Origin of the sequence: Klebsiella planticola (assembly GCF_000783935.2) — a bacterium.
Lineage (GTDB): Bacteria > Pseudomonadota > Gammaproteobacteria > Enterobacterales > Enterobacteriaceae > Klebsiella > Klebsiella planticola.
On sequence record NZ_CP026049.1, the window covers coordinates 62,404 to 89,129 of the forward strand.

The following is a 26,726-nucleotide window of genomic DNA, read 5'->3' on the forward strand; positions in this document are numbered from 1 at the left end:
ACGATGATTGAATGGATTATCCGGCGCTCTGTCGCCAACCGTTTCCTGGTCATGATGGGCGCACTGTTTCTCAGCATCTGGGGCACATGGACGATAATTAACACGCCGGTCGATGCGCTGCCTGACCTGTCAGATGTGCAGGTCATTATTAAAACCAGCTATCCCGGACAGGCCCCGCAGATTGTAGAAAACCAGGTCACCTATCCGCTTACCACCACCATGCTGTCCGTACCTGGCGCAAAAACCGTGCGTGGCTTTTCACAGTTCGGTGATTCGTATGTGTATGTCATTTTTGAAGACGGCACCGATCTGTACTGGGCCCGTTCGCGCGTGCTGGAATACCTGAATCAGGTTCAGGGCAAACTGCCTGCGGGTGTGAGCTCTGAAATCGGCCCGGACGCCACGGGAGTGGGCTGGATATTTGAATATGCCCTTGTCGATCGCAACGGAAAACACGACCTTTCAGAACTGCGCTCTCTGCAGGACTGGTTCCTGAAATTTGAGCTGAAAACCATCCCGAACGTGGCTGAGGTCGCTTCGGTTGGCGGCGTGGTGAAACAGTACCAGATTCAGGTCAATCCGGTAAAACTGTCCCAGTACGGTATCAGCCTGCCCGAAGTGAAACAGGCACTTGAATCGTCTAACCAGGAGGCCGGTGGCTCATCCGTTGAAATGGCCGAAGCGGAGTATATGGTCCGTGCCAGCGGTTATCTTCAGAGCATTGATGATTTTAATAACATCGTCCTGAAAACAGGTGAGAACGGCGTGCCGGTTTATCTGCGGGATGTTGCCCGCGTGCAGACCGGGCCCGAAATGAGGCGTGGTATTGCCGAGCTGAACGGCCAGGGAGAAGTCGCTGGCGGCGTGGTGATCCTGCGGTCGGGTAAAAATGCGCGCGACGTTATCACGGCAGTGAGGGATAAACTGGAGACGCTGAAGGCCAGCCTGCCGGAAGGCGTTGAAATCGTGACCACCTACGATCGCAGCCAGTTAATCGACCGGGCGATTGATAACCTCAGTTCCAAACTTCTGGAAGAGTTTATCGTGGTGGCCATCGTCTGTGCTCTGTTCCTGTGGCACGTACGTTCTGCCCTGGTGGCGATTATCTCTCTGCCGCTTGGCCTGTGTATCGCCTTTATCGTCATGCACTTCCAGGGACTGAACGCCAATATCATGTCGCTGGGAGGGATAGCGATTGCCGTCGGTGCGATGGTGGATGCCGCCATTGTGATGATTGAAAATGCGCACAAACGGCTTGAGGAGTGGGATCATCAGCATCCGGGTGAGCAGATTGACAACGCCACCCGCTGGAAGGTGATTACCGACGCCTCCGTGGAAGTGGGACCCGCGTTGTTCATTAGCCTGCTGATCATCACCCTGTCCTTTATTCCTATCTTTACCCTGGAAGGGCAGGAAGGTCGTCTGTTTGGCCCGCTGGCATTCACGAAAACGTACTCCATGGCGGGAGCGGCCGCACTGGCCATCATCGTCATTCCTATTCTGATGGGATTCTGGATCCGGGGGAAAATTCCTGCCGAGACAAGTAACCCCCTGAACCGGGTGCTGATCAAAGCGTATCATCCTTTGCTGCTGCGGGTCCTCCACTGGCCAAAAACAACCCTGCTGGTTGCGGCCTTGTCCATTTTCACGGTTATCTGGCCACTGAGTCAGGTGGGCGGTGAATTTCTGCCGAAGATTAACGAGGGCGATCTGCTGTATATGCCGTCGACCTTGCCTGGCGTCTCTCCGGCAGAAGCTGCAGCGCTCCTGCAGACAACAGACAAGTTAATCAAAAGCGTTCCTGAAGTGGCTTCTGTATTTGGCAAGACCGGTAAAGCAGAGACCGCAACGGATTCCGCGCCGCTCGAAATGGTGGAAACCACGATCCAGCTCAAACCTGAGGATCAGTGGCGTCCCGGCATGACAATTGACAAGATTATTGATGAACTCGACAGGACAGTCCGTTTACCGGGTCTGGCAAACCTCTGGGTGCCGCCTATCCGTAACCGTATTGATATGCTCTCAACCGGGATCAAAAGCCCGATAGGTATCAAAGTGTCCGGGACTGTTCTGTCCGATATCGACGCGACGGCGCAGAGTATCGAGGCGGTAGCCAAAACCGTGCCTGGCGTGGTGTCTGTCCTGGCTGAGCGACTTGAGGGCGGGCGCTACATCGATATCGATATCAACCGGGAGAAAGCCTCCCGCTACGGGATGACGGTAGGTGATGTCCAGCTGTTCGTCTCTTCAGCAATCGGAGGAGCTATGGTGGGTGAGACGGTTGAAGGGGTGGCCCGGTACCCTATTAACATTCGCTACCCGCAGGATTACCGGAACAGTCCGCAGGCGCTGAAACAGATGCCGATCCTGACCCCGATGAAGCAGCAGATCACGCTGGGCGATGTCGCGGATATTAACGTCGTTTCTGGACCAACCATGCTGAAAACCGAAAATGCCCGGCCAGCCAGCTGGATTTATGTTGATGCCCGCGGCAGGGACATGGTGTCGGTGGTTAACGACATTAAGACGGCCATCAGCGAGAAAGTGAAACTGAGACCGGGAACCAGTGTGGCATTCTCCGGACAGTTTGAACTGCTTGAGCATGCCAACAAGAAACTGAAGCTGATGGTGCCGATGACGGTGATGATCATTTTCATCCTGTTGTATCTGGCATTCCGCCGGGTTGACGAAGCCCTGCTGATCCTGATGAGCCTGCCGTTCGCCCTGGTTGGCGGAATATGGTTCCTGTACTGGCAGGGCTTCCATATGTCAGTGGCGACCGGAACCGGGTTTATCGCCCTGGCCGGGGTGGCAGCAGAGTTTGGCGTGGTCATGCTGATGTATCTGCGTCATGCCATTGAAGCGCACCCGGAATTGTCCCGTAAAGAGACGTTCACACCGGAAGGTCTTGATGAAGCCCTCTATCATGGTGCCGTACTGCGTGTCCGGCCGAAAGCCATGACCGTGGCGGTGATCATTGCGGGTCTGCTGCCAATACTCTGGGGAACCGGCGCAGGTTCAGAAGTCATGAGCCGTATTGCTGCGCCAATGATTGGTGGGATGATCACGGCTCCGCTGCTGTCCCTGTTCATTATTCCTGCCGCCTACAAATTAATCTGGCTGCGCAGACATAAAAAAAGCGTGTCATAACCCTGAAAGGGCGCCCCCAGTGGGCGTCCTTCTGCACTGATTCACCCTGACGTCAGGGTTTATATCGATAATATACAGAGGTGAGTATGAAAAAAGTGGTTCTAATGGCCCTGGCTCTCGGCCTGTCACTGCCTGCAATGGCGAGTGAAAAAGTCATTGATATGTACAAATCTGAAAACTGTGGCTGTTGTTCCCTGTGGGGCAAAGCGATGGAAAAAGACGGGTTCGAAGTGCGAACTCACGTCATGAATGATCAGGCGCTGTCAGCCCTGAAAGAAAAGCATGCTGTTCCTGCTGGACTACGAAGTTGTCATACCGCGGTTGTAGGTAATTTGATCATTGAAGGCCATGTGCCTGCGGCAACGATACATAAGGCCATGCAGTCTGGTTCGGGTATATACGGTCTCGCCACCCCCGGTATGCCAGCAGGAAGTCCGGGAATGGAGATGGGGGCCCGAAAAGAGGCTTACGATGTTATCGCATTCTCACCGGAGGGCAGTAAAAAAGTCTTCCAGCGAATCGAATAGTCAGCGGAACGGCTGATAACGGGACGCCGGCAGCAGGCACTCTTATGCCGGCGGCATTCGTGGTAATCGCATCCATGACATATCCTGAAGACAGAAAATGCTTCAGATATGCATAAGGAGAGTTACTGTGAAAAATGACAATGCAGTGGAACATAACAACCAGACTGCTTCTGAGCAGACATCATCCCCGGACGAGAGTCACGCATTGCATAAGGTGAGAGATCCCGTGTGCGGGATGGTCATCCTGCCTGACAAGGCGCACAGCAGCATTCGATACCAGGACCATCAGCTTTATTTCTGCTCCGCCAGCTGTGAGAGCAAATTTAAAGCCCATCCCGATCATTATTTTACCGAAGATGCCAGTGAACATCACCATCACCACGACCACCATGAAGTCAGCCCTGATAAGATAAAACAGTCTCACCGCCAGGCGGAGAAAGAGATTTCTGAAGGTGTGTGGACATGTCCGATGCATCCGGAGATACGCCGTAGTGGTCCCGGAAGCTGTCCTGTCTGTGGAATGGCACTGGAGCCGCTCGTAGCTACGGCATCCACGGGGACGAGTGATGAACTTCGCGACATGACAAGACGCTTCTGGCTGGGGTTGTTGCTGGCGTTTCCGGTTCTGATACTCGAAATGGGTTCTCATCTGTTTCCCGCTTTGAGGAATACAGTACCGCCACAGTACAACACATGGCTGCAGTTACTTCTGGCCTCTCCTGTCGTTTTGTGGTGTGGCTGGCCATTCTTCGCCCGGGCCGGAATGTCGTTACGTAACCGCTCCCTGAATATGTTTACCCTTGTTGCAATGGGGACCGGCGTAGCCTGGGTTTACAGCGTCATTGCAACCGTCTTCCCCTCCTGGTTTCCTGCATCGTTCAGAAACATGGATGGCCTGGTGGCCATTTATTTTGAAGCCGCAGCTGTTATTACGGTGCTTGTTCTGCTGGGACAGGTCCTTGAATTGCGGGCAAGGGAACAAACCTCAGGTGCCATTACTGCACTTCTGAACCTTGCCCCCAAAACCGCCAGGCGGCTGGATCATGACGGTCATGAAACGGATATTAATGCGGAAGATGTCCTGCCTGGCGATAAGCTCCGCATCAGACCTGGAGAGAGTATTCCGGTCGACGGTATCGTGGTCGAAGGCAAAACAACCGTGGATGAATCGATGGTGACCGGGGAGTCTATGCCGGTTACCAAAACGGAGGGTGAACCCGTCATTGGGGGGACGATTAATCAGACAGGTAGTCTTATCATCCGTGCAGAGAAAGTCGGTGATGAAACGATGCTCTCACGAATTGTTCAGATGGTCGCTGATGCACAGCGTTCGCGGGCCCCCATCCAGAGAATGGCTGACAGCGTTTCAGGCTGGTTTGTTCCTCTGGTGATACTTATCGCGGTTGTTGCTTTCATGATCTGGTCTGTCTGGGGGCCCGAGCCCAGGATGGCGCACGGTCTCATTGCGGCTGTGTCGGTCCTGATTATTGCCTGTCCCTGCGCGCTGGGGCTGGCCACGCCGATGTCGATAATGGTGGGGGTGGGCAAAGGAGCCCAGGCCGGGGTGTTAATTAAGAATGCCGAAGCCCTTGAGCGTCTTGAAAAAGTGGACACGCTGGTTGTCGACAAAACAGGCACGCTCACGGAAGGTTCGCCGACGGTGACAGGGATTATCAGTCTCAATCCGGGTGGGGAAACATCTCTTTTGCGTGTAACGGCCGCAGTGGAAAAAGGCTCGCAGCATCCGCTGGGTATGGCAGTAGTTAAAGCAGCACAGGAAAAGGGGATCGCAATACCCGCAGTCACTCATTTCAATGCGCCGTCGGGTAAAGGTGTCTCAGGCGATGTCGAAGGTCAACGGGTTGTTATTGGTAATGAACTGGCTATGCAGGAAAACAGTATCGTTATTGATAATCAAAAGGCCGTTGCGGATACGTTGCGGATGGAAGGTGCTACCGTTATCTATGTGGCCACAGACGGGCACCTTGCAGGCCTGATAGCTATCTCGGATCCCGTGAAAGCAACCACGCCGGATGCGCTTAAAGCTTTGCGTCAGGCGGGGATCCGCATCGTTATGCTCACCGGGGATAACCAGCTTACCGCTGAAGCAGTCGCACGGAAACTGGGAATAGATGAGGTTGAAGCCGGGATTCTGCCGGATGGCAAAAAAGCAGTGATAACCCGACTGAAAGCGTCTGGCCATGTGGTTGCGATGGCCGGAGACGGTGTGAATGATGCCCCGGCGCTGGCAGCGGCTGACGTGGGTATAGCCATGGGAACGGGTACAGATGTGGCAATTGAAAGTGCCGGAGTCACCCTTCTCAAAGGCGACTTGATGATACTGAACAGGGCCCGTCATCTGTCAGAAATCACCATGAAAAATATCCGACAGAATCTGTTTTTTGCATTTATCTACAACGCACTTGGCGTGCCTGTGGCTGCAGGTCTGCTTTATCCTGTGTATGGAATACTGCTGTCGCCAGTTATTGCGGCGGCGGCCATGGCTCTTTCCTCCGTCAGCGTCATTGTGAATGCGTTGCGTCTGAAAAGTGTCAGGCTCGGGAAATAACACTGAGTGAAGGGGCTGTTACGAACAGAAGGAGTCCAGTATGAAAAGTACCACCTATGCGCTTATTGCTGTCGCCGCGATCGCGGCATTTGCCCTCCTGCGCGAACACTGGTCACATGTGGCAGGTTACTGGCCATATCTGTTATTGCTGGTCTGCCCGCTCATGCATCTTTTCCACGGCCACGGAGGGCATGGAGATCATCAACATCAAGGAAGTGAAAACGATAAAAAAAATTAATCCGGCAGACGGGGCCGCGTCGCGGCCCCGTTATCAGTCCAGGTATCGTTCGTAGTCTCTGGCATGCGCAAAGGCATGCTGTTCAAGTTTGTTATCAGCGGGTGCCGCTGCCCGGAACGCCAGTGAGTTAACAGGATTGTTATTGATGACCAGCTCGTAATGCAGATGAGGACCGGATGAACGTCCGCTGTTACCGGATAACGCAATAGCGTCTCCCCGGGTAACCCTGGCCCCTTTAGTAACGAGTATTTTATTGAGGTGGAGATAGCGAGTTTTAACACCGGCTTTTCCCGTTACTTCAACAAAATATCCCATGGTACTGTTGTATTCGGCCCGGGTGATTTTTCCGTCGATGACGCTGACTATTTTCGTGTTCATGGGCATGGAATAATCAATGCCATTATGGGGACTCACTTTTCCCGATACCGGGTTAAGTCTTGCAGGATTGAAAGGCGAACTGAGTCTTGCTGTGGCCGGTAACGGATAATCGAGACTGCCTTTCCCGGAAGTATCGGAAAGGTTATAGAACTTTTTATCTGATATACGATACGCCGTGTAATTAAATGAACCGGACGTAAATTTATAGGCCACGACACGTGATTTTCCCGCTTTCTTTTGCAGTACGAGTTTTAATGATTCATTTTTTTTCAAATGCCGCAGATTAAACCGGGAAGGCAAGGAGCGCTGAAGAGTAGCGATCTCGTTCGATTCCAGCCCCGAGCGGGTGGCTGAAAGGTAGGCATTTTCTTTTACGACATCGGTAGAATACATTTACTGGAATTCGCCGTTAGCATGAACACTGCGGCGTATGCTAGGGGTTTTCAGGAGGCGTGTCATCTGTCAGTTAATCGGGAGCACCGTTGATGGTCGTCATTTTTGTAACATATCTTGTTTCCCGTTTGCTCCTGAAGCTCTGGGAACTGTATGACCAGCCCGACGGTGATGATTAACGGGACTGAAACAGGTTACGGCAGAGCAATATGGGGCTCATGTCCTGCTACGTAACCCGTCAGTAAAGCCCTGCTGCGCACCTGACGCTAAGCACTAACCCGCCTGCAGTTACCTGGTCGAATACAGCCCGCGAAGCTTTCTTGCCTGCGTCTGATGTGCTTCCGCACCGGCATTATTGACCTGCTCATGCACGAGAGCGGCTTTTTCTCCGGCATTCAGTTCGTTAAAAGAAGAAGACGAGGTCTTTGAATTTGCATCACTGCCGGACAGCATTTTTTTATGTTCCTCAATCATTTTCTGATGCGCATAGGACGCGCTGTTGTTCATAAATGAATGCGCAACAATGGCCCTTTCATGTTCATTCATTTCAGAGAATGAGGGCGTGTTGTTTTTATTAACCCTGTCCGGTAAGTTTTCATGCGTCGAGGAGTTCACATGACTGACGGCTGAGGCATTATTAACAAATCGATGTGCTTCATGGGCAATATCACTGGACTGAGCAAAAGCTGCCCCACAAAATAAAGCTGTAAACGCAGTGGTCGTGATTAATATATTCATGTGTAATTACCTTCTGAGGTACATAAAAGATGTCCTTATGATCATATATAAAAATAATCAACCTGTGGGGAAGATGACGTAAATGTAATACAGCTATGTACATTACACGATTGTAATTAATTTGTTTCTTAAGGTGTGCTAGATTCATTTCATTGTAAGTGGATGAACCAGTAATTTAATTTAAATCGGTTCTCGAACTCTGTCAGTAACCATACTTTAAATAAGGGAATGCGCATGCTGTTGAAAACGTCTCGACGAACTTTCCTGAAGGGGTTAACCCTCTCTGGCGTAGCCGGAAGTCTTGGCGTATGGAGTTTCAATGCGCGTTCCAGTCTGAGCCTGCCAGTTGCCGCATCCCTGCAGGGTACTCAGTTTGACCTGACCATTGGTGAAACGGCCGTCAATATCACGGGCAGTGAGCGTCAGGCCAAAACAATCAATGGAGGCCTGCCGGGGCCCGTTCTTCGCTGGAAAGAAGGTGACACCATTACCCTGAAGGTCAAAAACCGTCTTAATGAACAGACGTCCATTCACTGGCACGGCATTATTCTTCCGGCCAATATGGATGGTGTTCCGGGGCTGAGTTTTATGGGCATCGAGCCTGATGATACCTACGTTTACACCTTTAAGGTTAAGCAGAACGGGACTTACTGGTACCACAGCCATTCCGGTCTGCAGGAACAGGAGGGGGTATACGGTGCCATTATCATCGATGCCAGGGAGCCAGAACCGTTTGCTTACGATCGTGAGCATGTGGTCATGTTGTCTGACTGGACCGATGAAAATCCTCACAGCCTGCTGAAAAAATTAAAAAAACAGTCGGATTACTACAATTTCAATAAACCAACCGTTGGCTCTTTTTTCCGCGACGTGAATACCAGGGGGCTGTCAGCCACCATTGCCGATCGGAAAATGTGGGCTGAAATGAAAATGAATCCGACTGACCTCGCGGATGTCAGTGGCTACACCTACACCTATCTCATGAACGGGCAGGCCCCGCTGAAAAACTGGACCGGACTGTTCCGTCCCGGTGAAAAGATACGCTTACGGTTTATCAACGGCTCGGCAATGACCTATTTCGATATCCGTATCCCCGGGCTGAAAATGACGGTCGTGGCTGCAGATGGCCAGTATGTAAACCCGGTTACCGTTGACGAATTCAGGATTGCCGTTGCCGAAACCTATGATGTCATTGTGGAGCCTCAGGGTGAGGCCTATACCATCTTCGCACAATCCATGGACAGGACCGGTTACGCTCGAGGGACACTGGCCACGAGAGAGGGGTTAAGTGCTGCCGTTCCCCCCCTCGATCCCCGTCCTCTGTTGACCATGGAAGATATGGGTATGGGGGGAATGGGACATGATATGGCAGGAATGGACCACAGCCAGATGGGAGGCATGGATAACAGCGGAGAGATGATGTCTATGGACGGTGCTGACCTTCCGGATAGCGGGACATCCTCCGCGCCCATGGATCACAGCAGCATGGCCGGTATGGATCATTCCCGGATGGCCGGAATGCCGGGTATGCAAAGTCATCCTGCGTCAGAAACGGATAACCCACTGGTTGATATGCAGGCGATGAGCGTCTCTCCGAAATTAAATGATCCGGGTATTGGTCTTCGAAATAACGGAAGAAAGGTTCTCACGTACGCGGATTTGAAAAGCCGCTTTGAGGATCCTGACGGACGTGAACCTGGCCGTACCATAGAACTGCATTTAACCGGCCACATGGAAAAGTTTGCCTGGTCATTTAACGGAATCAAGTTTTCAGATGCCGCACCGGTGCTGCTGAAATACGGTGAGCGGCTCAGGATCACGCTGATCAACGATACCATGATGACTCACCCCATTCACCTGCATGGTATGTGGAGCGATCTGGAAGATGAAAACGGTAATTTCATGGTTCGTAAACACACAATAGATGTTCCCCCTGGTACAAAACGCAGTTACAGAGTGACAGCAGATGCGCTTGGCCGCTGGGCGTATCACTGCCATTTGCTCTATCACATGGAAATGGGAATGTTTCGTGAAGTCCGGGTGGAGGAATGATGCGAATGAAGAGAAATTTGAAGGCCATACCTGTTCTGGTCGCCGGTTTGTTTACCTCACAGCTTTCTATTGCGGCGGGCTCCGTCTCTGCAGATCCCCACGCCGGGCACGACATGTCTGCCATGCAGATGCCAGCAGATGAGAATTTCACTGAGATGACGTCAATGGAGCCCATTGTAACTGAGAGCAGAACGCCAATTCCGCCTGTTACCGATGCCGACCGGAAGGCTGCATTCGGCAATTTACAGGGGCATGCGATTCACGACAGTGCGATTAATTATCTGGTTCTGCTGGATCAACTGGAATGGCAACGGTCGGATAACACCAACAATTTCAGCTGGAGTGTTAACAGCTGGATTGGAGGCGACACAGATCGGATTTGGCTAAAGAGTGAAGGTGAACGAAGCAATGGGGAAACGGAGGCGGCTGAAGCGCAGTTACTCTGGGGACATGCGGTTGGCCCATGGTGGGATTTGGTTGCGGGTGTCAGGCAGGATTTCAGACCTGCTTCTGCCCGGACCTGGGCTGCTGTCGGTTTTCAGGGGCTGGCACTCTATAATTTTGAGTCTGAAATTACGGGTTTTGTCAGTAATGGCGGAAAAGCAGCCCTTCGTCTGGGAGGAGAATACGACGTTTTACTGACTAACCGGCTCATACTCCAGCCATCCTATGAGGTGAATTTCTACAGTCAGGATGATGAATCGCGGGGTCGCGGCAGGGGACTGACTGACACAGAGCTGGGGCTCCGGCTGCGCTATGAAATACGCCGTGAGTTTGCACCCTATATAGGCGTTTCCTGGAATCAACTTTACGGGAAAACATCCGATATGGCGAAAAGAGAAGGTGAGAAAGACCATCAGGTAGTATTCCTGGCGGGAGCCAGAATCTGGTTTTAACGCACTGATATAAAACACTCAACTAAACAGGTAAATAAAATGTCGATTTTAAATAAAGCCATTCTTACAGGTGGCCTCGTTATGGGCGTTGCTTTCTCTGCTATGGCCCATCCGGAATTAAAAAGCTCTGTGCCACAGGCTGATTCAGCCGTAGCGGCCCCGGAAAAGATTCAGCTTAATTTCTCGGAAAATCTGACCGTGAAATTCTCAGGTGCAAAATTAACGATGACGGGTATGAAAGGCATGTCATCACATTCTCCGATGCCGGTCGCGGCAAAAGTGGCGCCAGGCGCTGACCCTAAATCGATGGTCATTATTCCGCGAGAGCCTTTACCCGCTGGCACTTATCGTGTTGACTGGCGCGCGGTTTCTTCAGATACGCACCCTATTACCGGTAATTACACCTTTACAGTGAAGTAATATTATGAACGACCTGATTATGATTGTTATTCGTTTTCTTCTTTATCTGGATTTGATGGTAATATTTGGATTGCCATTTTTTCAGATATATGGAATAAGCGGTGTCAGACATGAAACCTATAACCTGACTAATTTCAGGTCGTTTATAACCTTTGCTGTTGTTACAGGCATCATTCTTACTGGCATTAATATGCTCCTGGTATCTAATGCCATGAGTGGAGTAACTGACCTCAGAGAATTATCCATCCATGTTATCGAGATGGTGATAGAAGAAACTGATGTGGGTATTAGCTGGATTGTCAGGCTCTGTGCCCTGTTTACCACACTCGGTGCTTTGTTCCTTTACACTAATAAGAGAGTATTGTCCTGCCTGCTGATGACGATGAGTGGGGGCGTGGCGCTGGCTACACTTGCCTGGGGAGGACACGCCGTTATGCATGACGGTCTGCATTACTATCTCCATTTACTGAGCGATCTGACCCATCTCGGCGCTGCAGGTGCCTGGACAGGTGCTCTGGTTGCATTTGCTATCCTGCTGATGCGCAGAAACGAGCATAATGCACAGAGCGTCATTGTGATATCTGACTCCCTGGCAAAATTTGCCACGGCAGGAACGGTGATTGTTGTAGCCCTGATCCTGAGTGCGCTGGTCAACTATCTGTATATTGCTGAGGGTAACTTAACTCCCTTATTCAACAGTTCCTGGGGGAGGATATTGCTTGCCAAGACGGCTCTGTTTGTTCTGATGCTTCTTCTGGCTGCAGCAAACCGGTTTCACCTGGGTCCCCGGCTTGAAGTTATGGTCAGGGAAGGGAATTATGATCGCAGCGTTGCCCTGATGCGAAACAGCATCCTGACAGAATTCGTTGTTGCGATTATCATTCTGGGCGCCGTAGCGTGGCTTGGAATGCTTGCTCCGTCTCAGATCAGCTAGGGGACAGCCAAAGCTCATGCGTGAGATTTTTACTTTCATATCAGCGAGTTGACCATGCAGCGTATTTTAATCGTTGAAGACGAACAAAAAACAGGTCGTTACCTGCAGCAGGGACTGGTTGAGGAAGGCTATCAGGCCGATCTCTTTAATAATGGCCGCGATGGTCTCGGGGCCGCGTCGAAGGGACAGTATGATTTGATAATACTGGACGTGATGCTGCCTTTCCTCGACGGGTGGCAAATCATCAGCGCACTGAGGGAGTCCGGGCACGAAGAACCGGTCCTGTTTTTAACCGCAAAGGACAACGTGCGGGACAAAGTGAAAGGACTGGAGCTTGGCGCAGATGACTACCTGATTAAGCCCTTTGATTTTACGGAGCTGGTTGCACGTGTAAGAACCCTACTGCGCCGGGCACGCTCGCAGGCCGCAACAGTCTGCACCATCGCCGATATGACCGTTGATATGGTGCGCCGGACCGTGATCCGTTCGGGGAAGAAGATCCATCTCACCGGTAAAGAATACGTTCTGCTTGAGTTGCTGCTGCAACGCACCGGAGAAGTGTTACCCAGGAGTCTTATCTCGTCCCTGGTCTGGAACATGAATTTTGACAGTGATACGAATGTGATTGATGTCGCCGTGAGACGTCTGAGAAGTAAAATTGATGATGACTTTGAGCCAAAACTGATCCATACCGTTCGCGGTGCCGGATATGTCCTGGAGATCAGAGAAGAGTGAGGTTCAAAATTTCCCTGACCACACGCCTGAGCCTGATTTTTTCTGCGGTGATGCTTACGGTATGGTGGTTATCAAGTTTTATCCTGATTAGCACCCTGAATGGCTATTTCGATAATCAGGACCGCGATTTTCTGACAGGTAAACTTCAGCTCACCGAAGAGTTTCTTAAAACAGAGACGTTCAGGAACAAAACGGATATTAAGTCATTATCAGAAAAAATAAACGATGCGATGGTGGGGCACAATGGCTTATTCATTTCTATAAAAAACATGGAAAATGAAAAAATTGTTGAACTCTATGCCAAAAATTCTGTTGTTCCAGCGGTCCTGCTTAATAAGTCGGGTGATATTCTCGACTATATGATCCAGACGGAAGAAAATAACACCGTGTACCGCAGTATCTCGCGGCGGGTTGCCGTGACGCCGGAACAGGGTAAAAGCAAACATGTCATCATTACGGTTGCCACGGATACTGGGTATCACACCCTGTTTATGGACAAACTCAGTACCTGGCTGTTCTGGTTCAATATCGGTCTGGTCTTTATTTCTGTTTTTCTGGGCTGGCTGACCACACGTATTGGTCTGAAACCGCTACGGGAAATGACCAGTCTGGCTTCCTCCATGACCGTACACAGCCTGGATCAGCGTCTAAATCCCGATCTGGCTCCGCCGGAAATCTCTGAGACCATGCAGGAGTTCAATAATATGTTTGATCGCCTGGAGGGGGCATTCCGGAAACTGTCAGATTTCTCGTCTGACATCGCGCATGAGCTGCGCACACCAGTCAGTAATCTGATGATGCAGACGCAGTTTGCACTGGCTAAGGAAAGGGATGTTTCGCATTACCGCGAAATTTTATTCGCTAACCTGGAAGAACTGAAAAGGTTGTCACGAATGACCAGTGACATGCTTTTTCTGGCACGTTCAGAGCATGGTCTGCTGCGGCTGGATAAACATGATGTGGATCTGGCAGCCGAACTGAATGAATTACGTGAGTTGTTCGAGCCCCTGGCAGACGAAACAGGAAAGACAATCACGGTTGAAGGAGAGGGCGTTGTTGCCGGAGACAGCGATATGCTCCGACGTGCTTTCAGTAACCTGCTTTCCAATGCAATCAAGTATTCTCCCGATAACACCTGTACAGCGATACACCTTGAGCGTGACAGTGACTGTGTGAACGTGATGATTACGAATACGATGTCCGGCCAGGTTCCCGCTAATCTGGAACGTTTGTTTGACCGGTTCTATCGCGCAGACTCATCAAGGTTCTACAACACGGAAGGCGCGGGGCTGGGATTATCAATTACAAGGTCGATCATTCATGCTCACGGCGGCGAGCTGTCAGCAGAACAGCAGGGGCGGGAAATTGTGTTCAGTGTGCGTCTGTTAATGGATTAATACCGTTATTCAGGAGAAACCCGGAAGGTGACAAAAATGTCATCGTTCAGTCACGCGATAAACAGAGGCGGTTTTTTATAATCAGCCATAAATCAGGACAGCGTGATAATTCAATCGCCCGGTTCCTGGCGTGATGATCAACCAGCCCTGAGATCAAATGCTTTCTCTGTTATAAGCATTGATTGTTCGGGTATGAAAACACCGGAGACCCAACCATGAAAAAGATCCTTGTATCCTTTATTGCCATGATGGCTGTCGCTTCATCTGCCTGGGCTGCAGAGACAATGAACATGCATGACCAGGTAAATAATGCCCAGGCGCCTGCCCATCAGATGCAATCATCCGCTGAAAAAAGTGCAGTTCAGGGGGAGAGCATGAAAATGATGGATATGAGCGGTCACGATCAGGCCGCAATGTCCCATGAAATGATGCAAAACGGCAATTCTGCCGCCCATCAGGACATGGCTGAAATGCATAAAAAAATGATGAAAGCCAAACCTGAGAACACCCAAGAAACTGCTAAGCCATTTTCCGAAATGAGCGAGCATGAGAAAGCCGCTGTTGTGCATGAGAAGGCGAATAATGGCCAGTCTTCCGTTATTCATCAGCAACAGGCGGAAAAGCATCGCAGCCAGATCACCCAGAATTAACCCGCAGCTCCACTTGTCAGACCCTCATTTGACGCCGAAGTCACTGGCTTACGCTCCCGTCCGGGAGCGTTTTTTTTATAAGCGAAATGAATAATAATGAAAGAGTCCATACACAATGTTTTTTTTGGTCATGTCGACCTCACAATTAACTTATATTGTTTGAGAATCCTGTTCCCCGGTCATCTCCAGGGTGCATGTCGCGCCGTATCCTGAGACTGGCTGAGAATACGAATGACCGTAACCATAGAATGTGATGATACAAAATAGATCGTATGCCGGTTCTACCGGCAGTGTGCAGATATCGTCTCCCAGCTCTGCACAATGCGTGCCGATATCATGCATGGCCAGCACATCAAATACTGCAGCTATACGACCGATCTATGCATCCGCCTGAACAACCCCGATCTGTCTGAAGCTGAAGTCCCAGATGGCCTCCAGATCCTCTTCTGCTTTGGGTGTCAGCTCAATCTCTTTCATTTGCCACCCTGGCCCTGACATTCCTCAGGAATGCATTCTTGTTCCATGGTTTCGCCTCGCCGCTGCTGATCCCTTCGGCCAGCAGATCGCGCAGTTCCTGAAGTCTGGATTCAGCCTGCTTTTCATGCAGCTCATCACCCACGTCCACCGTCATCGTACGAGCCATAACCCCTCCATACCTTAATGTAAGATTTATTCTGGCACTGTTGCAAAGTTAGCGATGAGGCAGCCTTTTGTCTTATTCAAAGGCCTTACATTTCAAAAACTCTGCTTACCAGGCGCATTTCGCCCAGGGGATCACCATAATAAAATGCTGAGGCCTGGCCTTTGCGTAGTGCACGCATCACCTCAATACCTTTGATGGTAGCGTAAGCCGTCTTCATGGATTTAAATCCCAGCGTGGCGCCGATTATCCGTTTCAGTTTGCCATGATCGCATTCAATCACGTTGTTCCGGTACTTAATCTGTCGGTGTTCAACGTCAGACGGGCACCGGCCTTCGCGTTTGAGCAGAGCAAGCGCGCGACCATAGGCGGGCGCTTTATCCGTGTTGATGAATCGCGGGATCTGCCACTTCTTCACGTTGTTGAGGATTTTACCCAGAAACCGGTATGCAGCTTTGCTGTTACGACGGGAGGAGAGATAAAAATCGACAGTGCGGCCCCGGCTGTCGACGGCCCGGTACAGATACGCCCAGCGGCCATTGACCTTCACGTAGGTTTCATCCATGTGCCACGGGCAAAGATCGGAAGGGTTACGCCAGTACCAGCGCAGCCGTTTTTCCATTTCAGGCGCATAACGCTGAACCCAGCGGTAAATCGTGGAGTGATCGACATTCACTCCGCGTTCAGCCAGCATCTCCTGCAGCTCACGGTAACTGATGCCGTATTTGCAGTACCAGCGTACGGCCCACAGAATGATGTCACGCTGAAAATGCCGGCCTTTGAATGGGTTCATGTGCAGCTCCATCAGCAAAAGGGGATGATAAGTTTATCACCACCGACTATTTGCAACAGTGCCTTCAAAACAGCCCTGCTGCAGTCTGGAGATCCGACTTAGCCAGAAACCGGATCTGCGCGGCGGGAAACGCGCAAAGGATATGATAATTAAACCAAAAACATAAAATCATACTGAATGTGATATTTAGCATTAAACACATAACAATATCTGATATGATATTTGAATTATTAGTAAGAAATCATACATGATATGATTTTTAACCTAACCGGACATGTTCAGACGGAGCGAGCAGGATGGATGAGAAAGAAGTGAATTTTTCACTCAGCTATGAGCAGCTGACCCGGATAGCGGAAGAGCGTATCCGTGAATGCAATCTGGACAGCCAGGGCGCGATTTACATCAGCGAGTCAGCCAAGGCCGGTGCCGTGCTGAGCTATTGGTATGAACTGGCCATAAATGGCTATGCCTCAGTGAATGCCATAAAGAGACAAGAGCTCATAGACGCCGATCACCTGCGCCTCAGACAACTCATCTGGCCGGAGGCGGACAAGCAATGACTCAGGCGCGCCGACCATCGCCGCTGCAGCGGCGGGTGCTGATTGTGCTGGCCGCCCTCGATGCGAAACGGCCGGGCCCGGTGGCGACGCGGGATATCGAGCGGGTGCTGGAGCAGGGCGGGGACGCCCCGGTGTACGGGCCGAACCTGCGCGCCTCCTGCCGGCGCATGGAAGCCGCGGGCTGGCTGCGCACCCTGCGCGCCCCGAACCTGCAGCTGGCCGTCGAGCTGACGGAGGCCGGTCGCGGCATTGCAGAACCGCTCTTCCAGGCAGAACGCGAGGCTGAAACGGCACGACAACGACTGACAGACGTCCGGCGTCTGCCGTTACGCCAGACGGCTGCCGGTGACGCGGTGGAGCTGCAGCTGGATGACGGCCATTACACCATCAGGGAAGCGGCCTACGTGATCCGTCTGGACGGTACCACCTGTCTGCAGCTGACGGATGCCGGCGGCATACGCCGGATAAAAGAGGGCGATCCCCTGCAGGTGGCCAGCTGGTATCAGACCTGTTTTGATGCAGGCCTGCCGGTCACCGTCCAGGTGAATGAGAGCCGGGACTGATCGCCACCACACAAGGAACATGAGCATAAAATGAAAGTCACTGAACCCGGGCTGAATAAGCTGATCGATAACCTGAACACCCTGATTTGCGAGGACAGCCTGCTCACGCGCCAGGAGCGTGAAACGCTGGTACTGGCCGTCGCCGCTATCGGCGCCATGAAAGCGCGCGTCGGCTTGAAAAAAGGCGATGCGCCGACCGTTGCCAGACGGGAAAAAAGGGAGAAAAAAGACCGCCAGCCTGATCCGCGTTTTCCGCGAGCCGGTCATCCCTGGCAGGAAGACGAAAAAACCTTACTGAGTGATGCGCTCGATTCGGTACCGGACGAAGAGATTGGCAAGCATCTGTTCTGGCTTTCCGAGAAACTGGGCAGAACGCCTTTCAGTGTTGCTTTCCAGATCGCGGCAATCAGGGAGCTGCAGGACGGGTGGGAGGAGCAGTTCAGGGAGATTTCGGATAATATACGCTTGTCCGGTCTGAGCATCAGTGATTATCTTACGCAGAACGGCACGGGCCATAACGCCTGAAAGAAATTTGCGTTATTTGTAAAATTAAATACCATGGAAGCCTCAGGATATAAAAAACTAATGACCAAACAGGAATGGATTTTACGACTACGGCGCTGTACATCGAAGGAAACCCTGGAAAGGGTAATAGAAAAAAATAAATATTCTCTGTCAGATGATGAGCTTGAGCATTTCAATGCTGCGGTTGATCACCGGCTGGCGGAAATGGCAATGGGGAAGTTTTATGACAAAATACCTGCAGGCGTCTGGAAATATGTTAAATAATACAGCCGGCATCAGTCTGTTTGAAGTGGTTTACTGAATTTGGCCACCTGAACAGAGGTGATATGCTCACCTCAGAACAACACAGGTGCCATAATGAAAAAAAGAAATTTCAGCGCAGAGTTTAAACGCGAATCCGCTCAACTGGTCGTTGACCAGAACTACACCGTGACAGATGCAGCCAGCGCTATGGATGTCGGCCTTTCCACAATGACGCGATGGGTGAAACAATTACGTGATGAACGGCAGGGCAAAACACCAAAAGCCTCCCCCATTACCCCGGAACAAATTGAAATCCGTGAGCTCAGGAAAAAGCTACAACGTATTGAAATGGAAAATGAAATATTAAAAAAGGCTACCGCGCTCTTGATGTCAGACTCCCTGAACAGTTCTTGATAATCGGGAAACTCAGGGCGCGTTATCCTGTGGCCACTCTCTGCCATGTGTTCGGGGTTCATCGCAGCAGCTACAAATACTGGAAAAACCGTCCTGAAAAGCCAGACGGCAGACGGGCTGTATTACGCAGTCAGGTACTTGAACTGCATGGCATCAGCCACGGCTCTGCCGGAGCAAGAAGCATCGCCACAATGGCAACCCAGAGAGGTTACCAGATGGGGCGCTGGCTTGCTGGCAGACTCATGAAAGAGCTGGGGCTGGTCAGTTGCCAGCAGCCGACTCACCGGTATAAGCGTGGCGGTCATGAGCACGTTGCTATCCCGAATCATCTTGAGCGACAGTTCGCCGTAACGGAACCAAATCAGGTGTGGTGCGGTGATGTGACCTATATCTGGACGGGTAAGCGCTGGGCGTACCTCGCCGTTGTTCTCGACCTGTTCGCAAGAAAACCAGTGGGCTGGGCCATGTCGTTCTCGCCGGAAAGCAGGCTCACCATGAAAGCACTGGAAATGGCATGGGAAACCCGTGGTAAGCCCGTCGGGGTGACGTTCCACAGCGATCAAGGCAGCCATTATACGAGCAGGCAGTTCCGGCAGTTACTGTGGCGATACCGGATCAGGCAGAGTATGAGTCGGCGTGGAAACTGCTGGGATAACAGCCCAATGGAGCGCTTCTTCAGGAGTCTGAAGAACGAATGGGTGCCGGCGACGGGCTATGTAAGCTTCAGCGATGCAGCTCACGCAATAACGGACTATATCGTTGGATATTACAGCGCACTAAGACCGCACGAATATAATGGTGGGTTACCGCCAAACGAATCAGAAAACCGATACTGGAAAAACTCTAACGCGGTGGCCAGTTTTTGTTGACCACTTCAGTGGGTGGTGGTGTTAAGAGCATGCGGTCTGCGTAAGAGAAAGGGGTGAGCATTTTACGCTGCTGTTGCTGCCGGATGCGGCTCGCGCCTTATCCGGCCTATAAATGAGCGTGAAACGCAGGCCTACAAATGAGTGTGAAATGTAGGCCTGATAAGCGAAGCGCCATCAGGAATAAGTGCCAGGTATTACACGCGGAAGTAGCGTGGTGGAATCAACGCGGAAAAGGCGTCGAACTTCTTCACCATCTTTTTCCAGAACAACATAACAACAATCCTCGATTTGAAACATCGGCGCTATTTTAGTCAGCGCCGACAAATCGTAAAGCCTGTCGCCTTGTTCCGTTTCTGGGGTGGTGTAAACCTTTTTGGTCACTGTGTCGTCAAATACGATTGCCGCGAATTTGACGGGGTTGACAATGGCTTACGCCATAAACCAGTAATAAAAGAGACCGACTTTCAGGCCAAGGATCACAATGTAGGCACAGCAGTATTTCATGGTGCCAGACATGATCTGATTGGCCTGACCGTCCATTTTGGTGGCAGAAACCGCGATGGCGATGCTTTGCGGCGAAATCATTTTGCCCCCCGTAGCGCCAGAGGTATTGGCCGCCGCCAGCCAGTTGGGATCGATATGTAACTTGCTGGCAGCTATGGTTTGCAGCTTGCCAAACAGAATGTTCGAGTTGGTATCGCTGCCGGTAACGAACGTGCCCAGCGCGCCAATCACCGGGGCGAGGAAGACGTACGAGCTGCCGGTCAGATCGACAATCGACTGCGCCAGTGTGGAGATAATCCCGCTGAGATCCATCACCGTGGCCAGCGCGACGATCGCCATAATTGCCACGATAGAGTTTTTAAGCTGGAAAATCGTTTTGATAAATACTTCCAGCATCCCGCGTGCGGACGCTCCCTGAATAAAACCGCCGATAATGGTCGCAAAGATAATCAGCATCCCTGGTGTGGTCACCCATTCAACTTTCAGTGCCATCGTTTTGCCGTCAGCCAACGTGAAATGCAGCACCGAAGCCAGTTGGGACGCCGCGCCTTTTATTGTCGGGAACAGCGGCGAACACAGCAGGATAAACACAAAAATAAACAGATAGATAGAGCCCACGCGGAACAACACTTTTGCCGAGCGCGGCGTGGTTTCGCGGGTATGGCTGACCTCAATGCGCCACTCTGGATCGGTTTTCCCTTTGCGCAGGCGACTGACCATCGCCACGGCAAACAGGCTGACCAGGCTACCGGCAAAAGCGGGTAATTCCGCGCCAAGATGGATGGCGACAAAATATTGCGGAATCAGCGTGGAAATGCCGCAAATCAACGTGATCAGAAATACGCCGCGAATGGCTTTCAGGCCACCGCCAATAATGCAGACAATCACAAACGGCAGCAGGATATTAAACAACGCGAGCTGCAAAATAATGGTTCCGCCTAAGGTATAAACCGGCAGATTAACCTGTTCAGCCAGAATAGAAACCGGGATCCCGACCGCGCCGAATGCGGTAGGAACTGTATTTGCCACGAGAGAGGAAATCGCCGCCTTCAACGGGTTGAATCCCAGCGCAATGAGAATGCCGATCGGAATAGCGACCGCCGTGCCATAGCCCGCTGCGGCTTCAAGAAATCCACCAAAACACCATGAAATCAGCAGCACCTGAATACGCTTATCTTCGCTAATGCTGGCGAGAATATCGCGCAAAATATCCAGCGCTTTGGTCGCCTGCATGACGTTATAACTGAAAATAGCGCCGAGGATCACAATCACGATCGGCCATAGTCCCTTCAGTGCGCCATACCCTATCGCGGCTTTCAGATTTTGTACGGGCATTTCCCAGAATATTGCCGACAGTGCAGCGGTGAATACCAAAGAGATCAGTACGGAATAATGGATGGGCATTTTTAATTTCAGTATTAAAAATACCATCAGCAGCAAAGGAGAGAGTGCCAGAGCAAACATTAAATATTCGTGCATTACAATTCCCGATTTACTTTTTTAGACTGAACTATATTTAGGGGGAAGGAAGCTACCTGAATAATAAAATAAAAAATGCTAACTGAATCGCTTCAGTGAAATAAAGTTATAAAGGTTAATAATTGTATAAATAATGTTATTTTTTTATTAAATATGAATAACCACTAAATATTACAACACCCATTAGAGTTAATCATTAATAGGTGTGGGATGATCTTTGCAATAAATGAAATAAGTGTTTTGGCATCCCCTTAAAGGGCGAGGTATGAGTTATATGGCGGTGGTAATTTCATTAAAAAATGTGAGCGGTACCGAAAGAAATAAAATGGGGTATTGCATGTGGATATTGATTGAGGGAATATTCTGCTTTGTCATACAAATGAACTTATAGCCATTTTCACTGGCCCTGATATAAGGAGCGGAGAGCCGCCCTCCATGAAACATACTGATAATAAGACCTTTTTGACGACTCTTACCCAATTGGTTGGCCCTGCTCATATCCTCACCGAACCGTCAAAAACTGCGCGTTACCGTAAGGGATTCCGCTCGGGTCAGGGTGATGCTCTGGCGGTGGTTATCCCCGGCTCTTTGCTTGAACTCTGGAAAGTCCTCAGCGCCTGCGTTGAGGCTGATAAAATAATCCTGATGCAGGCGTCGAACACAGGCCTGACCGAGGGTTCGACGCCAAATGGTAATGACTACGACCGCGAGATCGTCATTATCAGCACGCTGCGGCTGGACAGTCTGCATGTGCTGGATGAGGGCAAGCAGGTGCTGGCTTATCCGGGCACCACGCTGTACTCGCTGGAAAGGGCGCTGAAGCCGTTTGGCCGTGAGCCGCATTCGGTGATCGGCTCTTCGTGCATCGGCGCGTCGGTTATCGGCGGTATCTGTAATAACTCGGGCGGTTCTCTGGTCCAGCGAGGCCCGGCTTACACCGAGATGTCGCTGTTTGCCCGCATTGATGAACAGGGACGCTTGCAGCTGGTCAATCACCTTGGCATTGAGCTAGGTCAGACGCCAGAGCAAATCCTTGCCCGGCTGGATAACAATGTGATTGAAGCCGCGCTCGTCAACCATGACGGGCGTCACGCGCACGATCACGACTATGTTAGCCGCGTGCGGGACATCAATGCCGACACGCCAGCACGTTACAACGCTGACCCGGATCGCCTGTTTGAATCCTCTGGCTGCGCGGGCAAGTTAGCGGTGTTTGCCGTACGTCTGGATACCTTTGAAGCCGAGAAGAACCAGCAGGTCTTTTATATCGGTACCAATCAGACTGATGTCCTGACTGAGATTCGCCGCCACATCCTGGCGAATTTTACAAACCTGCCGGTTGCTGGGGAGTATATGCACCGCGATATCTATGATATTGCAGAGAAATACAGCAAAGATACCTTCCTGATGATCGACAAACTTGGCACGGACAAAATGCCGTTCTTCTTCAACCTGAAGGGGCGTACCGAGGCCATACTTGAGAAGGTGAAGATCTTTCGCCCGCACTTTACTGACCGCGCGATGCAGGCTTTTAGCCATCTGTTCCCGAGCCATCTCCCGGCGCGGATGAAGACCTGGCGCGATAACTATGAACACCATCTGATGTTGAAAATGTCCGGCGAGGGTGTGGCCGAAGCCCAGGCATGGTTAACGGACTATTTTAAATCGGCCGAGGGCGCGTTCTTTACCTGTACCGCGGAAGAGGGCAGTAAGGCGTTTCTGCATCGTTTTGCCGCCGCGGGTGCTGCCATTCGTTATCAGGCCGTTCATTCTGACGAGGTTGAGGATATTCTCGCGCTGGATATTGCATTACGCCGCAATGATACCGAATGGTATGAGCATTTACCGGCGGAAATTGACAGTCAGTTGGTGCATAAACTCTATTACGGCCATTTTATGTGCCATGTATTCCATCAGGATTATATCGTTAAAAAAGGCGTAGATGCCCACGCGTTAAAAGAACAGATGCTGGAATTACTGCGCCAACGCGGAGCGCAATATCCGGCGGAACACAATGTCGGCCATCTGTATAAAGCGCCGGAAAATTTGGCACGTTTTTATCAGGAAAATGATCCGACCAACACTATGAACCCAGGTATTGGTAAAACCAGCAAACATAAAAACTGGGCATGAAATACGACTGAACTTTTGCTTGATATCGCGATATCAAGCGCAATAAACAGAAATGAAGCAATGGAGTAGTTATTGTGAATGTAAATTTCTTTGTTACCTGTATTGGTGACGCACTGAAATCACGGATGGCACGAGACTCCGTATTGCTGCTGGAAAAACTGGGTTGTCGCGTTAATTTCCCCGAGAAGCAAGGGTGTTGCGGTCAGCCAGCCATCAACAGCGGTTACATCAAAGAGGCGATCCCCGGGATGAAAAACCTGATCGCCGCGCTGGAAGACAACGACGATCCGATTATCTCCCCGGCGGGCTCCTGTACCTACGCGGTTAAAAGCTACCCGACGTATCTGGCCGATGAACCGGAATGGGCGCTACGTGCTGAGAAAGTTTCCGCGCGTATGCAGGATCTCACCTCCTTTATCGTCAACAAACTGGGCGTGGTGGACGTTGGCGCCAGCCTGCAGGGGCGCGCTGTGTATCATCCTTCCTGTAGCCTGACCCGCAAACTGGGGGTGAAGGAAGAGCCGCTCACGCTGCTGAAAAACGTGCGCGGACTGGAGCTGCTGACGTTTGCCGATCAGGACACCTGCTGCGGCTTTGGCGGAACGTTCTCGGTCAAGATGGCCGAAATATCCGGTGAGATGGTGAAAGAGAAAGTCTTACATCTGATGGATGCAAAGCCGGAATATTTGATTGGCGCAGACGTCAGCTGCCTGCTGAACATTGGCGGCCGACTGCAACGGGAAGGCCAGCCGGTCAAAGTGATGCATATTGCTGAAGTGCTGATGAGCCGCTGAGGGGAAAGAGATGTCGATAAAAACCAGCGATGTAGAATTTAAACTGCGCATTCGTCAGCAGATAGAAGATCCGATCATGCGCAAAGCCGTGGCTAATGCGCAGGAGCGTATCGGCGCAAATCGGCAAAAAATGGTCGATGAGTTAGGCCACTGGGAAGACTGGCGCGATCGTGCCAGCCAGATCCGCGATCACGTTCTGAGCAACCTCGACGCTTACCTGTATCAACTCTCCGAGAAAGTGACGGAAAACGGCGGGCACGTCTATTTCGCCAAAACCAAAGAAGATGCCACTCGCTACATTTTGCAGGTTGCGCAAAGTAAAAATGCGCAGAAGGTGGTGAAGTCCAAGTCGATGGTGACCGAAGAGATCGGCGTCAACCATGTGCTGCAGGATGCCGGAATCCAGGTGATCGAAACCGATCTCGGGGAATATATCCTGCAACTGGATCAGGATCCGCCTTCGCACGTCGTGGTCCCGGCTATTCATAAAGATCGCTATCAGATCCGCCGCGTGCTGAACGAACGTCTGGGGTATGACGGCCCGGAAACCCCGGAAGCCATGACCTTGTTCATTCGTCAGAAGATCCGTGAGGATTTCCTCAGTGCCGAAATCGGTATTACCGGCTGTAACTTTGCCGTGGCGGAAACCGGCTCGGTGTGTCTGGTAACCAACGAAGGCAACGCGCGCATGTGCACCACGCTGCCGAAAACGCACATTGCGGTGATGGGCATGGAGCGTATCGCGCCGACCTTTGCCGAGGTGGATGTGCTGATCACCATGCTGGCGCGCAGCGCCGTGGGTGCACGTCTGACGGGCTACAACACCTGGCTGACCGGCCCGCGCGAGGCGGATAACGTTGACGGACCGGAAGAGTTCCATCTGGTGATTGTCGATAACGGTCGCTCGCAGGTGCTGGGCTCAGAGTTTCGCGATGTGCTGCGCTGCATCCGCTGCGGAGCCTGTATGAACACCTGTCCGGCGTACCGCCACATCGGCGGACACGGCTATGGCTCTATCTATCCTGGACCTATCGGCGCGGTGATTTCTCCGCTGCTCGGCGGCTATAAAGATTTTAAGGATCTGCCGTACGCCTGTTCTTTATGCACGGCCTGTGACAGCGTCTGCCCGGTGCGCATTCCGTTGTCAAAACTGATCCTGCGTCATCGCCGGGTGATGGCCGAGGAGGGCATTACGCCGAAAGCCGAGCGACGGGCGATCAGGATGTTCGCTTATGCCAATAGCCATCCGGGGCTGTGGAAAGTCGGGATGATGGCGGGCGCGCATGCGGCGAGCTGGTTTATCAATGGCGGCAAAACCCCGCTCAAGGTTGGCGCGATTGGTGACTGGATGGAGGCGCGCGATCTGCCTGATGCTGACGGCGAGAGCTTCCGCAGCTGGTTTAAGAAACATCAGGCGCAGGAGAAAAAGAATGGATAACCGTACCGCGTTTTTAAACACCATCGCCCAGGCGCTGGGTCGCCCGCTGCGTTTCGAACCGCAAGCAGATGCCGCGCCGGTTAACAACTATGCCAACGAGCGCCTGACCGAACTTAGCCCGCAGCAGCGCTGCGATGCGTTTATCCAGTTTGCCAGCGAAGTGATGCTGGCCCGCTGCGAACTGACCAGCGAGGACCAGGCCGCAGACGCGGCGCTGCGCCTGTGCGAAGAATTGGGTCAGCAGCCGGTGGTGCTGAGCGGCGACAGCCGGCTGGTGGAGCTGGGTATCACCGAACGCTTGCAGCAGGAATGCAACGCCGTGGTTTGGGACCCAGCGCGAGGTAGCGAAAATATTACCCAGGCAGAACAGGCGAAAGTCGGCGTGGTGTATGCCGAATATGGCCTGACCGAGTCCGGCGGCGTGGTGCTGTTTTCCGCACCGGAGCGCGGGCGTTCCCTGAGCCTGTTGCCAGAGTCCTCGATTTTCGTGCTGCGTAAAAGCACCATCCTGCCGCGCGTGGCGCAACTGGCAGAAAAGCTACATCAGAAAGCACAGGCCGGTGAGCGTATGCCATCATGCATTAATATCATCAGTGGACCCAGCTCGACGGCGGATATTGAGCTTATCAAGGTGGTTGGGGTGCATGGCCCGGTGAAAGCGGTGTATCTGATTATTGAGGATTGTTGAGGCAGG

General features: G+C 51.7%; 26 protein-coding genes and 1 pseudogene. 20 read left to right on the top strand and 7 right to left on the bottom strand.

The window, feature by feature from the left end:
• Positions 1-3: 3 nt before the first annotated feature.
• The 4 genes from silA to MC50_RS27700 all read left to right on the top strand — a co-directional run bounded on the left by silA (position 4) and on the right by MC50_RS27700 (position 6,484).
• The gene (silA, locus tag MC50_RS27685) at positions 4-3,150 is read left to right on the top strand and encodes a Cu(+)/Ag(+) efflux RND transporter permease subunit SilA (RefSeq protein WP_000574021.1); all 3,147 of its coding nucleotides are present in this window, start codon (positions 4-6) and stop codon (positions 3,148-3,150) included.
• Positions 3,151-3,236: 86 nt separating this feature from the next.
• Positions 3,237-3,677, top strand: a complete 441-nt coding sequence (locus MC50_RS27690) for a DUF411 domain-containing protein (protein ID WP_002436620.1) — start codon at positions 3,237-3,239, stop codon at positions 3,675-3,677.
• A gap of 97 nt (positions 3,678-3,774) precedes the next feature.
• A complete protein-coding gene (gene silP / locus MC50_RS27695) occupies positions 3,775-6,246 on the top strand; it encodes an Ag(+)-translocating P-type ATPase SilP (protein WP_128306664.1) in 2,472 nt (823 codons plus the stop codon).
• A 40-nt stretch (positions 6,247-6,286) separates the two neighbouring features.
• Positions 6,287-6,484 (top strand): DUF2933 domain-containing protein, encoded by a 198-nt coding sequence (locus MC50_RS27700; RefSeq protein WP_000843497.1) that lies wholly within the window; start codon positions 6,287-6,289, stop codon positions 6,482-6,484.
• A gap of 33 nt (positions 6,485-6,517) precedes the next feature.
• Here the strand turns inward: MC50_RS27700 and MC50_RS27705 are convergent, their stop codons facing one another.
• Both MC50_RS27705 and MC50_RS27710 read right to left on the bottom strand, forming a co-directional pair.
• Positions 6,518-7,255: a peptidoglycan DD-metalloendopeptidase family protein gene (locus MC50_RS27705; protein WP_004118669.1), complete on the bottom strand. Its 738-nt coding sequence runs from the start codon at positions 7,253-7,255 to the stop codon at positions 6,518-6,520.
• 288 nt (positions 7,256-7,543) lie between these two features.
• Positions 7,544-7,993, bottom strand: a complete 450-nt coding sequence (locus MC50_RS27710) for a copper resistance protein (protein ID WP_001023257.1) — start codon at positions 7,991-7,993, stop codon at positions 7,544-7,546.
• A 234-nt stretch (positions 7,994-8,227) separates the two neighbouring features.
• On the opposite strand from MC50_RS27710, the gene pcoA reads away from it, so the two are divergent.
• From pcoA to MC50_RS27745, 7 genes are all read left to right on the top strand, one after another.
• A complete protein-coding gene (gene pcoA, locus MC50_RS27715; RefSeq protein WP_000925242.1) occupies positions 8,228-10,045 on the top strand; it encodes a multicopper oxidase PcoA in 1,818 nt (605 codons plus the stop codon).
• A gap of 5 nt (positions 10,046-10,050) precedes the next feature.
• Positions 10,051-10,941 (top strand): copper resistance outer membrane transporter PcoB, encoded by an 891-nt coding sequence (gene pcoB / locus MC50_RS27720; protein WP_001378118.1) that lies wholly within the window; start codon positions 10,051-10,053, stop codon positions 10,939-10,941.
• Positions 10,942-10,980: 39 nt separating this feature from the next.
• On the top strand, positions 10,981-11,361 hold the full coding sequence (gene pcoC, locus MC50_RS27725) for a copper resistance system metallochaperone PcoC (RefSeq protein WP_000025662.1): 381 nt from the start codon (positions 10,981-10,983) through the stop codon (positions 11,359-11,361).
• A 55-nt stretch (positions 11,362-11,416) separates the two neighbouring features.
• The gene (gene pcoD / locus MC50_RS27730; protein ID WP_080821469.1) at positions 11,417-12,295 is read left to right on the top strand and encodes a copper resistance inner membrane protein PcoD; all 879 of its coding nucleotides are present in this window, start codon (positions 11,417-11,419) and stop codon (positions 12,293-12,295) included.
• 54 nt (positions 12,296-12,349) lie between these two features.
• Positions 12,350-13,030, top strand: a complete 681-nt coding sequence (gene pcoR, locus MC50_RS27735; protein WP_001188930.1) for a copper response regulator transcription factor PcoR — start codon at positions 12,350-12,352, stop codon at positions 13,028-13,030.
• Positions 13,027-14,427: a copper resistance membrane spanning protein PcoS gene (gene pcoS, locus MC50_RS27740; RefSeq protein WP_002436614.1), complete on the top strand. Its 1,401-nt coding sequence runs from the start codon at positions 13,027-13,029 to the stop codon at positions 14,425-14,427. Before pcoR ends, pcoS begins: the two co-directional genes overlap by 4 nt.
• 215 nt (positions 14,428-14,642) lie before the next feature.
• Positions 14,643-15,077, top strand: coding sequence for a hypothetical protein (locus MC50_RS27745; RefSeq protein ID WP_004118347.1), 435 nt, complete (start codon positions 14,643-14,645; stop codon positions 15,075-15,077).
• Between the two features lie 179 nt (positions 15,078-15,256).
• On the opposite strand, the pseudogene MC50_RS29025 reads toward MC50_RS27745, so the two are convergent.
• The 4 genes and pseudogenes from MC50_RS29025 to MC50_RS27770 all read right to left on the bottom strand — a co-directional run bounded on the left by MC50_RS29025 (position 15,257) and on the right by MC50_RS27770 (position 16,510).
• Positions 15,257-15,419 (bottom strand): annotated as a pseudogene (locus MC50_RS29025) (type II toxin-antitoxin system RelE/ParE family toxin).
• 36 nt (positions 15,420-15,455) lie between these two features.
• Complete coding sequence (locus MC50_RS29170; protein WP_009654306.1) at positions 15,456-15,575, bottom strand: type II toxin-antitoxin system RelE/ParE family toxin; 120 nt, start codon at positions 15,573-15,575, stop codon at positions 15,456-15,458.
• The gene (locus MC50_RS27760; RefSeq protein WP_004118349.1) at positions 15,541-15,720 is read right to left on the bottom strand and encodes a type II toxin-antitoxin system ParD family antitoxin; all 180 of its coding nucleotides are present in this window, start codon (positions 15,718-15,720) and stop codon (positions 15,541-15,543) included. Before MC50_RS27760 ends, MC50_RS29170 begins: the two co-directional genes overlap by 35 nt.
• Before the next feature lie 85 nt (positions 15,721-15,805).
• The gene (locus MC50_RS27770; RefSeq protein ID WP_001067855.1) at positions 15,806-16,510 is read right to left on the bottom strand and encodes an IS6-like element IS26 family transposase; all 705 of its coding nucleotides are present in this window, start codon (positions 16,508-16,510) and stop codon (positions 15,806-15,808) included.
• Between the two features lie 296 nt (positions 16,511-16,806).
• Here MC50_RS27770 and MC50_RS27775 point away from each other — a divergent pair, with 296 nt between their 5' ends.
• The 5 genes from MC50_RS27775 to MC50_RS27795 all read left to right on the top strand — a co-directional run bounded on the left by MC50_RS27775 (position 16,807) and on the right by MC50_RS27795 (position 19,684).
• Entirely contained in the window at positions 16,807-17,070 is a 264-nt protein-coding gene (locus MC50_RS27775; protein ID WP_009310051.1) for a hypothetical protein, read from the top strand.
• A complete protein-coding gene (locus tag MC50_RS27780) occupies positions 17,067-17,633 on the top strand; it encodes a hypothetical protein (protein ID WP_009310052.1) in 567 nt (188 codons plus the stop codon). The genes MC50_RS27775 and MC50_RS27780 overlap by 4 nt, the downstream gene beginning before the upstream one ends.
• A gap of 30 nt (positions 17,634-17,663) precedes the next feature.
• Positions 17,664-18,158: a hypothetical protein gene (locus MC50_RS27785; RefSeq protein WP_004213594.1), complete on the top strand. Its 495-nt coding sequence runs from the start codon at positions 17,664-17,666 to the stop codon at positions 18,156-18,158.
• Between the two features lie 60 nt (positions 18,159-18,218).
• Positions 18,219-18,422, top strand: a complete 204-nt coding sequence (locus MC50_RS27790; RefSeq protein WP_004150739.1) for an HHA domain-containing protein — start codon at positions 18,219-18,221, stop codon at positions 18,420-18,422.
• A 93-nt stretch (positions 18,423-18,515) separates the two neighbouring features.
• Positions 18,516-19,684, top strand: a protein-coding gene (locus MC50_RS27795; RefSeq protein ID WP_102990851.1) for an IS3-like element ISEc52 family transposase whose coding sequence is annotated in 2 segments (ribosomal slippage) — positions 18,516-18,765 and positions 18,765-19,684 — 1,170 coding nt in all. Because the reading frame shifts where the segments join, the coding sequence is not laid out codon by codon here.
• Positions 19,685-20,113: 429 nt separating this feature from the next.
• Here MC50_RS27795 and MC50_RS27800 read toward each other — a convergent pair.
• Positions 20,114-21,667: an L-lactate permease gene (locus MC50_RS27800; RefSeq protein ID WP_032716625.1), complete on the bottom strand. Its 1,554-nt coding sequence runs from the start codon at positions 21,665-21,667 to the stop codon at positions 20,114-20,116.
• A 435-nt stretch (positions 21,668-22,102) separates the two neighbouring features.
• On the opposite strand from MC50_RS27800, the gene dld reads away from it, so the two are divergent.
• From dld to MC50_RS27820, 4 genes are all read left to right on the top strand, one after another.
• On the top strand, positions 22,103-23,800 hold the full coding sequence (gene dld, locus MC50_RS27805; RefSeq protein WP_003033249.1) for a D-lactate dehydrogenase: 1,698 nt from the start codon (positions 22,103-22,105) through the stop codon (positions 23,798-23,800).
• Between the two features lie 74 nt (positions 23,801-23,874).
• On the top strand, positions 23,875-24,594 hold the full coding sequence (locus tag MC50_RS27810; RefSeq protein WP_001102107.1) for a (Fe-S)-binding protein: 720 nt from the start codon (positions 23,875-23,877) through the stop codon (positions 24,592-24,594).
• Positions 24,595-24,604: 10 nt separating this feature from the next.
• On the top strand, positions 24,605-26,032 hold the full coding sequence (locus tag MC50_RS27815; RefSeq protein ID WP_000023895.1) for a LutB/LldF family L-lactate oxidation iron-sulfur protein: 1,428 nt from the start codon (positions 24,605-24,607) through the stop codon (positions 26,030-26,032).
• Complete coding sequence (locus MC50_RS27820) at positions 26,025-26,720, top strand: LutC/YkgG family protein (protein WP_004118595.1); 696 nt, start codon at positions 26,025-26,027, stop codon at positions 26,718-26,720. The genes MC50_RS27815 and MC50_RS27820 overlap by 8 nt, the downstream gene beginning before the upstream one ends.
• The last annotated feature ends 6 nt before the right edge of the window (positions 26,721-26,726 follow it).

What these genes read in the sequence shown, in the direction of transcription:
- silA (WP_000574021.1), top strand. Translation starts at nt 4, where the DNA reads ATGATTGAATGGATTATCCGGCGCTCTGTCGCCAACCGTTTCCTGGTC.
- MC50_RS27690 (WP_002436620.1), top strand. Translation starts at nt 3,237, where the DNA reads ATGAAAAAAGTGGTTCTAATGGCCCTGGCTCTCGGCCTGTCACTGCCT.
- silP (WP_128306664.1), top strand. Translation starts at nt 3,775, where the DNA reads ATGCTTCAGATATGCATAAGGAGAGTTACTGTGAAAAATGACAATGCA.
- MC50_RS27700 (WP_000843497.1), top strand. Translation starts at nt 6,287, where the DNA reads ATGAAAAGTACCACCTATGCGCTTATTGCTGTCGCCGCGATCGCGGCA.
- MC50_RS27705 (WP_004118669.1), bottom strand. Translation starts at nt 7,255, where the DNA reads ATGTATTCTACCGATGTCGTAAAAGAAAATGCCTACCTTTCAGCCACC.
- MC50_RS27710 (WP_001023257.1), bottom strand. Translation starts at nt 7,993, where the DNA reads ATGAATATATTAATCACGACCACTGCGTTTACAGCTTTATTTTGTGGG.
- pcoA (WP_000925242.1), top strand. Translation starts at nt 8,228, where the DNA reads ATGCTGTTGAAAACGTCTCGACGAACTTTCCTGAAGGGGTTAACCCTC.
- pcoB (WP_001378118.1), top strand. Translation starts at nt 10,051, where the DNA reads ATGAAGAGAAATTTGAAGGCCATACCTGTTCTGGTCGCCGGTTTGTTT.
- pcoC (WP_000025662.1), top strand. Translation starts at nt 10,981, where the DNA reads ATGTCGATTTTAAATAAAGCCATTCTTACAGGTGGCCTCGTTATGGGC.
- pcoD (WP_080821469.1), top strand. Translation starts at nt 11,417, where the DNA reads ATGGTAATATTTGGATTGCCATTTTTTCAGATATATGGAATAAGCGGT.
- pcoR (WP_001188930.1), top strand. Translation starts at nt 12,350, where the DNA reads ATGCAGCGTATTTTAATCGTTGAAGACGAACAAAAAACAGGTCGTTAC.
- MC50_RS27745 (WP_004118347.1), top strand. Translation starts at nt 14,643, where the DNA reads ATGAAAAAGATCCTTGTATCCTTTATTGCCATGATGGCTGTCGCTTCA.
- MC50_RS29170 (WP_009654306.1), bottom strand. Translation starts at nt 15,575, where the DNA reads ATGTCAGGGCCAGGGTGGCAAATGAAAGAGATTGAGCTGACACCCAAA.
- MC50_RS27760 (WP_004118349.1), bottom strand. Translation starts at nt 15,720, where the DNA reads ATGGCTCGTACGATGACGGTGGACGTGGGTGATGAGCTGCATGAAAAG.
- MC50_RS27770 (WP_001067855.1), bottom strand. Translation starts at nt 16,510, where the DNA reads ATGAACCCATTCAAAGGCCGGCATTTTCAGCGTGACATCATTCTGTGG.
- MC50_RS27775 (WP_009310051.1), top strand. Translation starts at nt 16,807, where the DNA reads ATGGATGAGAAAGAAGTGAATTTTTCACTCAGCTATGAGCAGCTGACC.
- MC50_RS27780 (WP_009310052.1), top strand. Translation starts at nt 17,067, where the DNA reads ATGACTCAGGCGCGCCGACCATCGCCGCTGCAGCGGCGGGTGCTGATT.
- MC50_RS27785 (WP_004213594.1), top strand. Translation starts at nt 17,664, where the DNA reads ATGAAAGTCACTGAACCCGGGCTGAATAAGCTGATCGATAACCTGAAC.
- MC50_RS27790 (WP_004150739.1), top strand. Translation starts at nt 18,219, where the DNA reads ATGACCAAACAGGAATGGATTTTACGACTACGGCGCTGTACATCGAAG.
- MC50_RS27800 (WP_032716625.1), bottom strand. Translation starts at nt 21,667, where the DNA reads ATGCACGAATATTTAATGTTTGCTCTGGCACTCTCTCCTTTGCTGCTG.
- dld (WP_003033249.1), top strand. Translation starts at nt 22,103, where the DNA reads ATGAAACATACTGATAATAAGACCTTTTTGACGACTCTTACCCAATTG.
- MC50_RS27815 (WP_000023895.1), top strand. Translation starts at nt 24,605, where the DNA reads ATGTCGATAAAAACCAGCGATGTAGAATTTAAACTGCGCATTCGTCAG.
- MC50_RS27820 (WP_004118595.1), top strand. Translation starts at nt 26,025, where the DNA reads ATGGATAACCGTACCGCGTTTTTAAACACCATCGCCCAGGCGCTGGGT.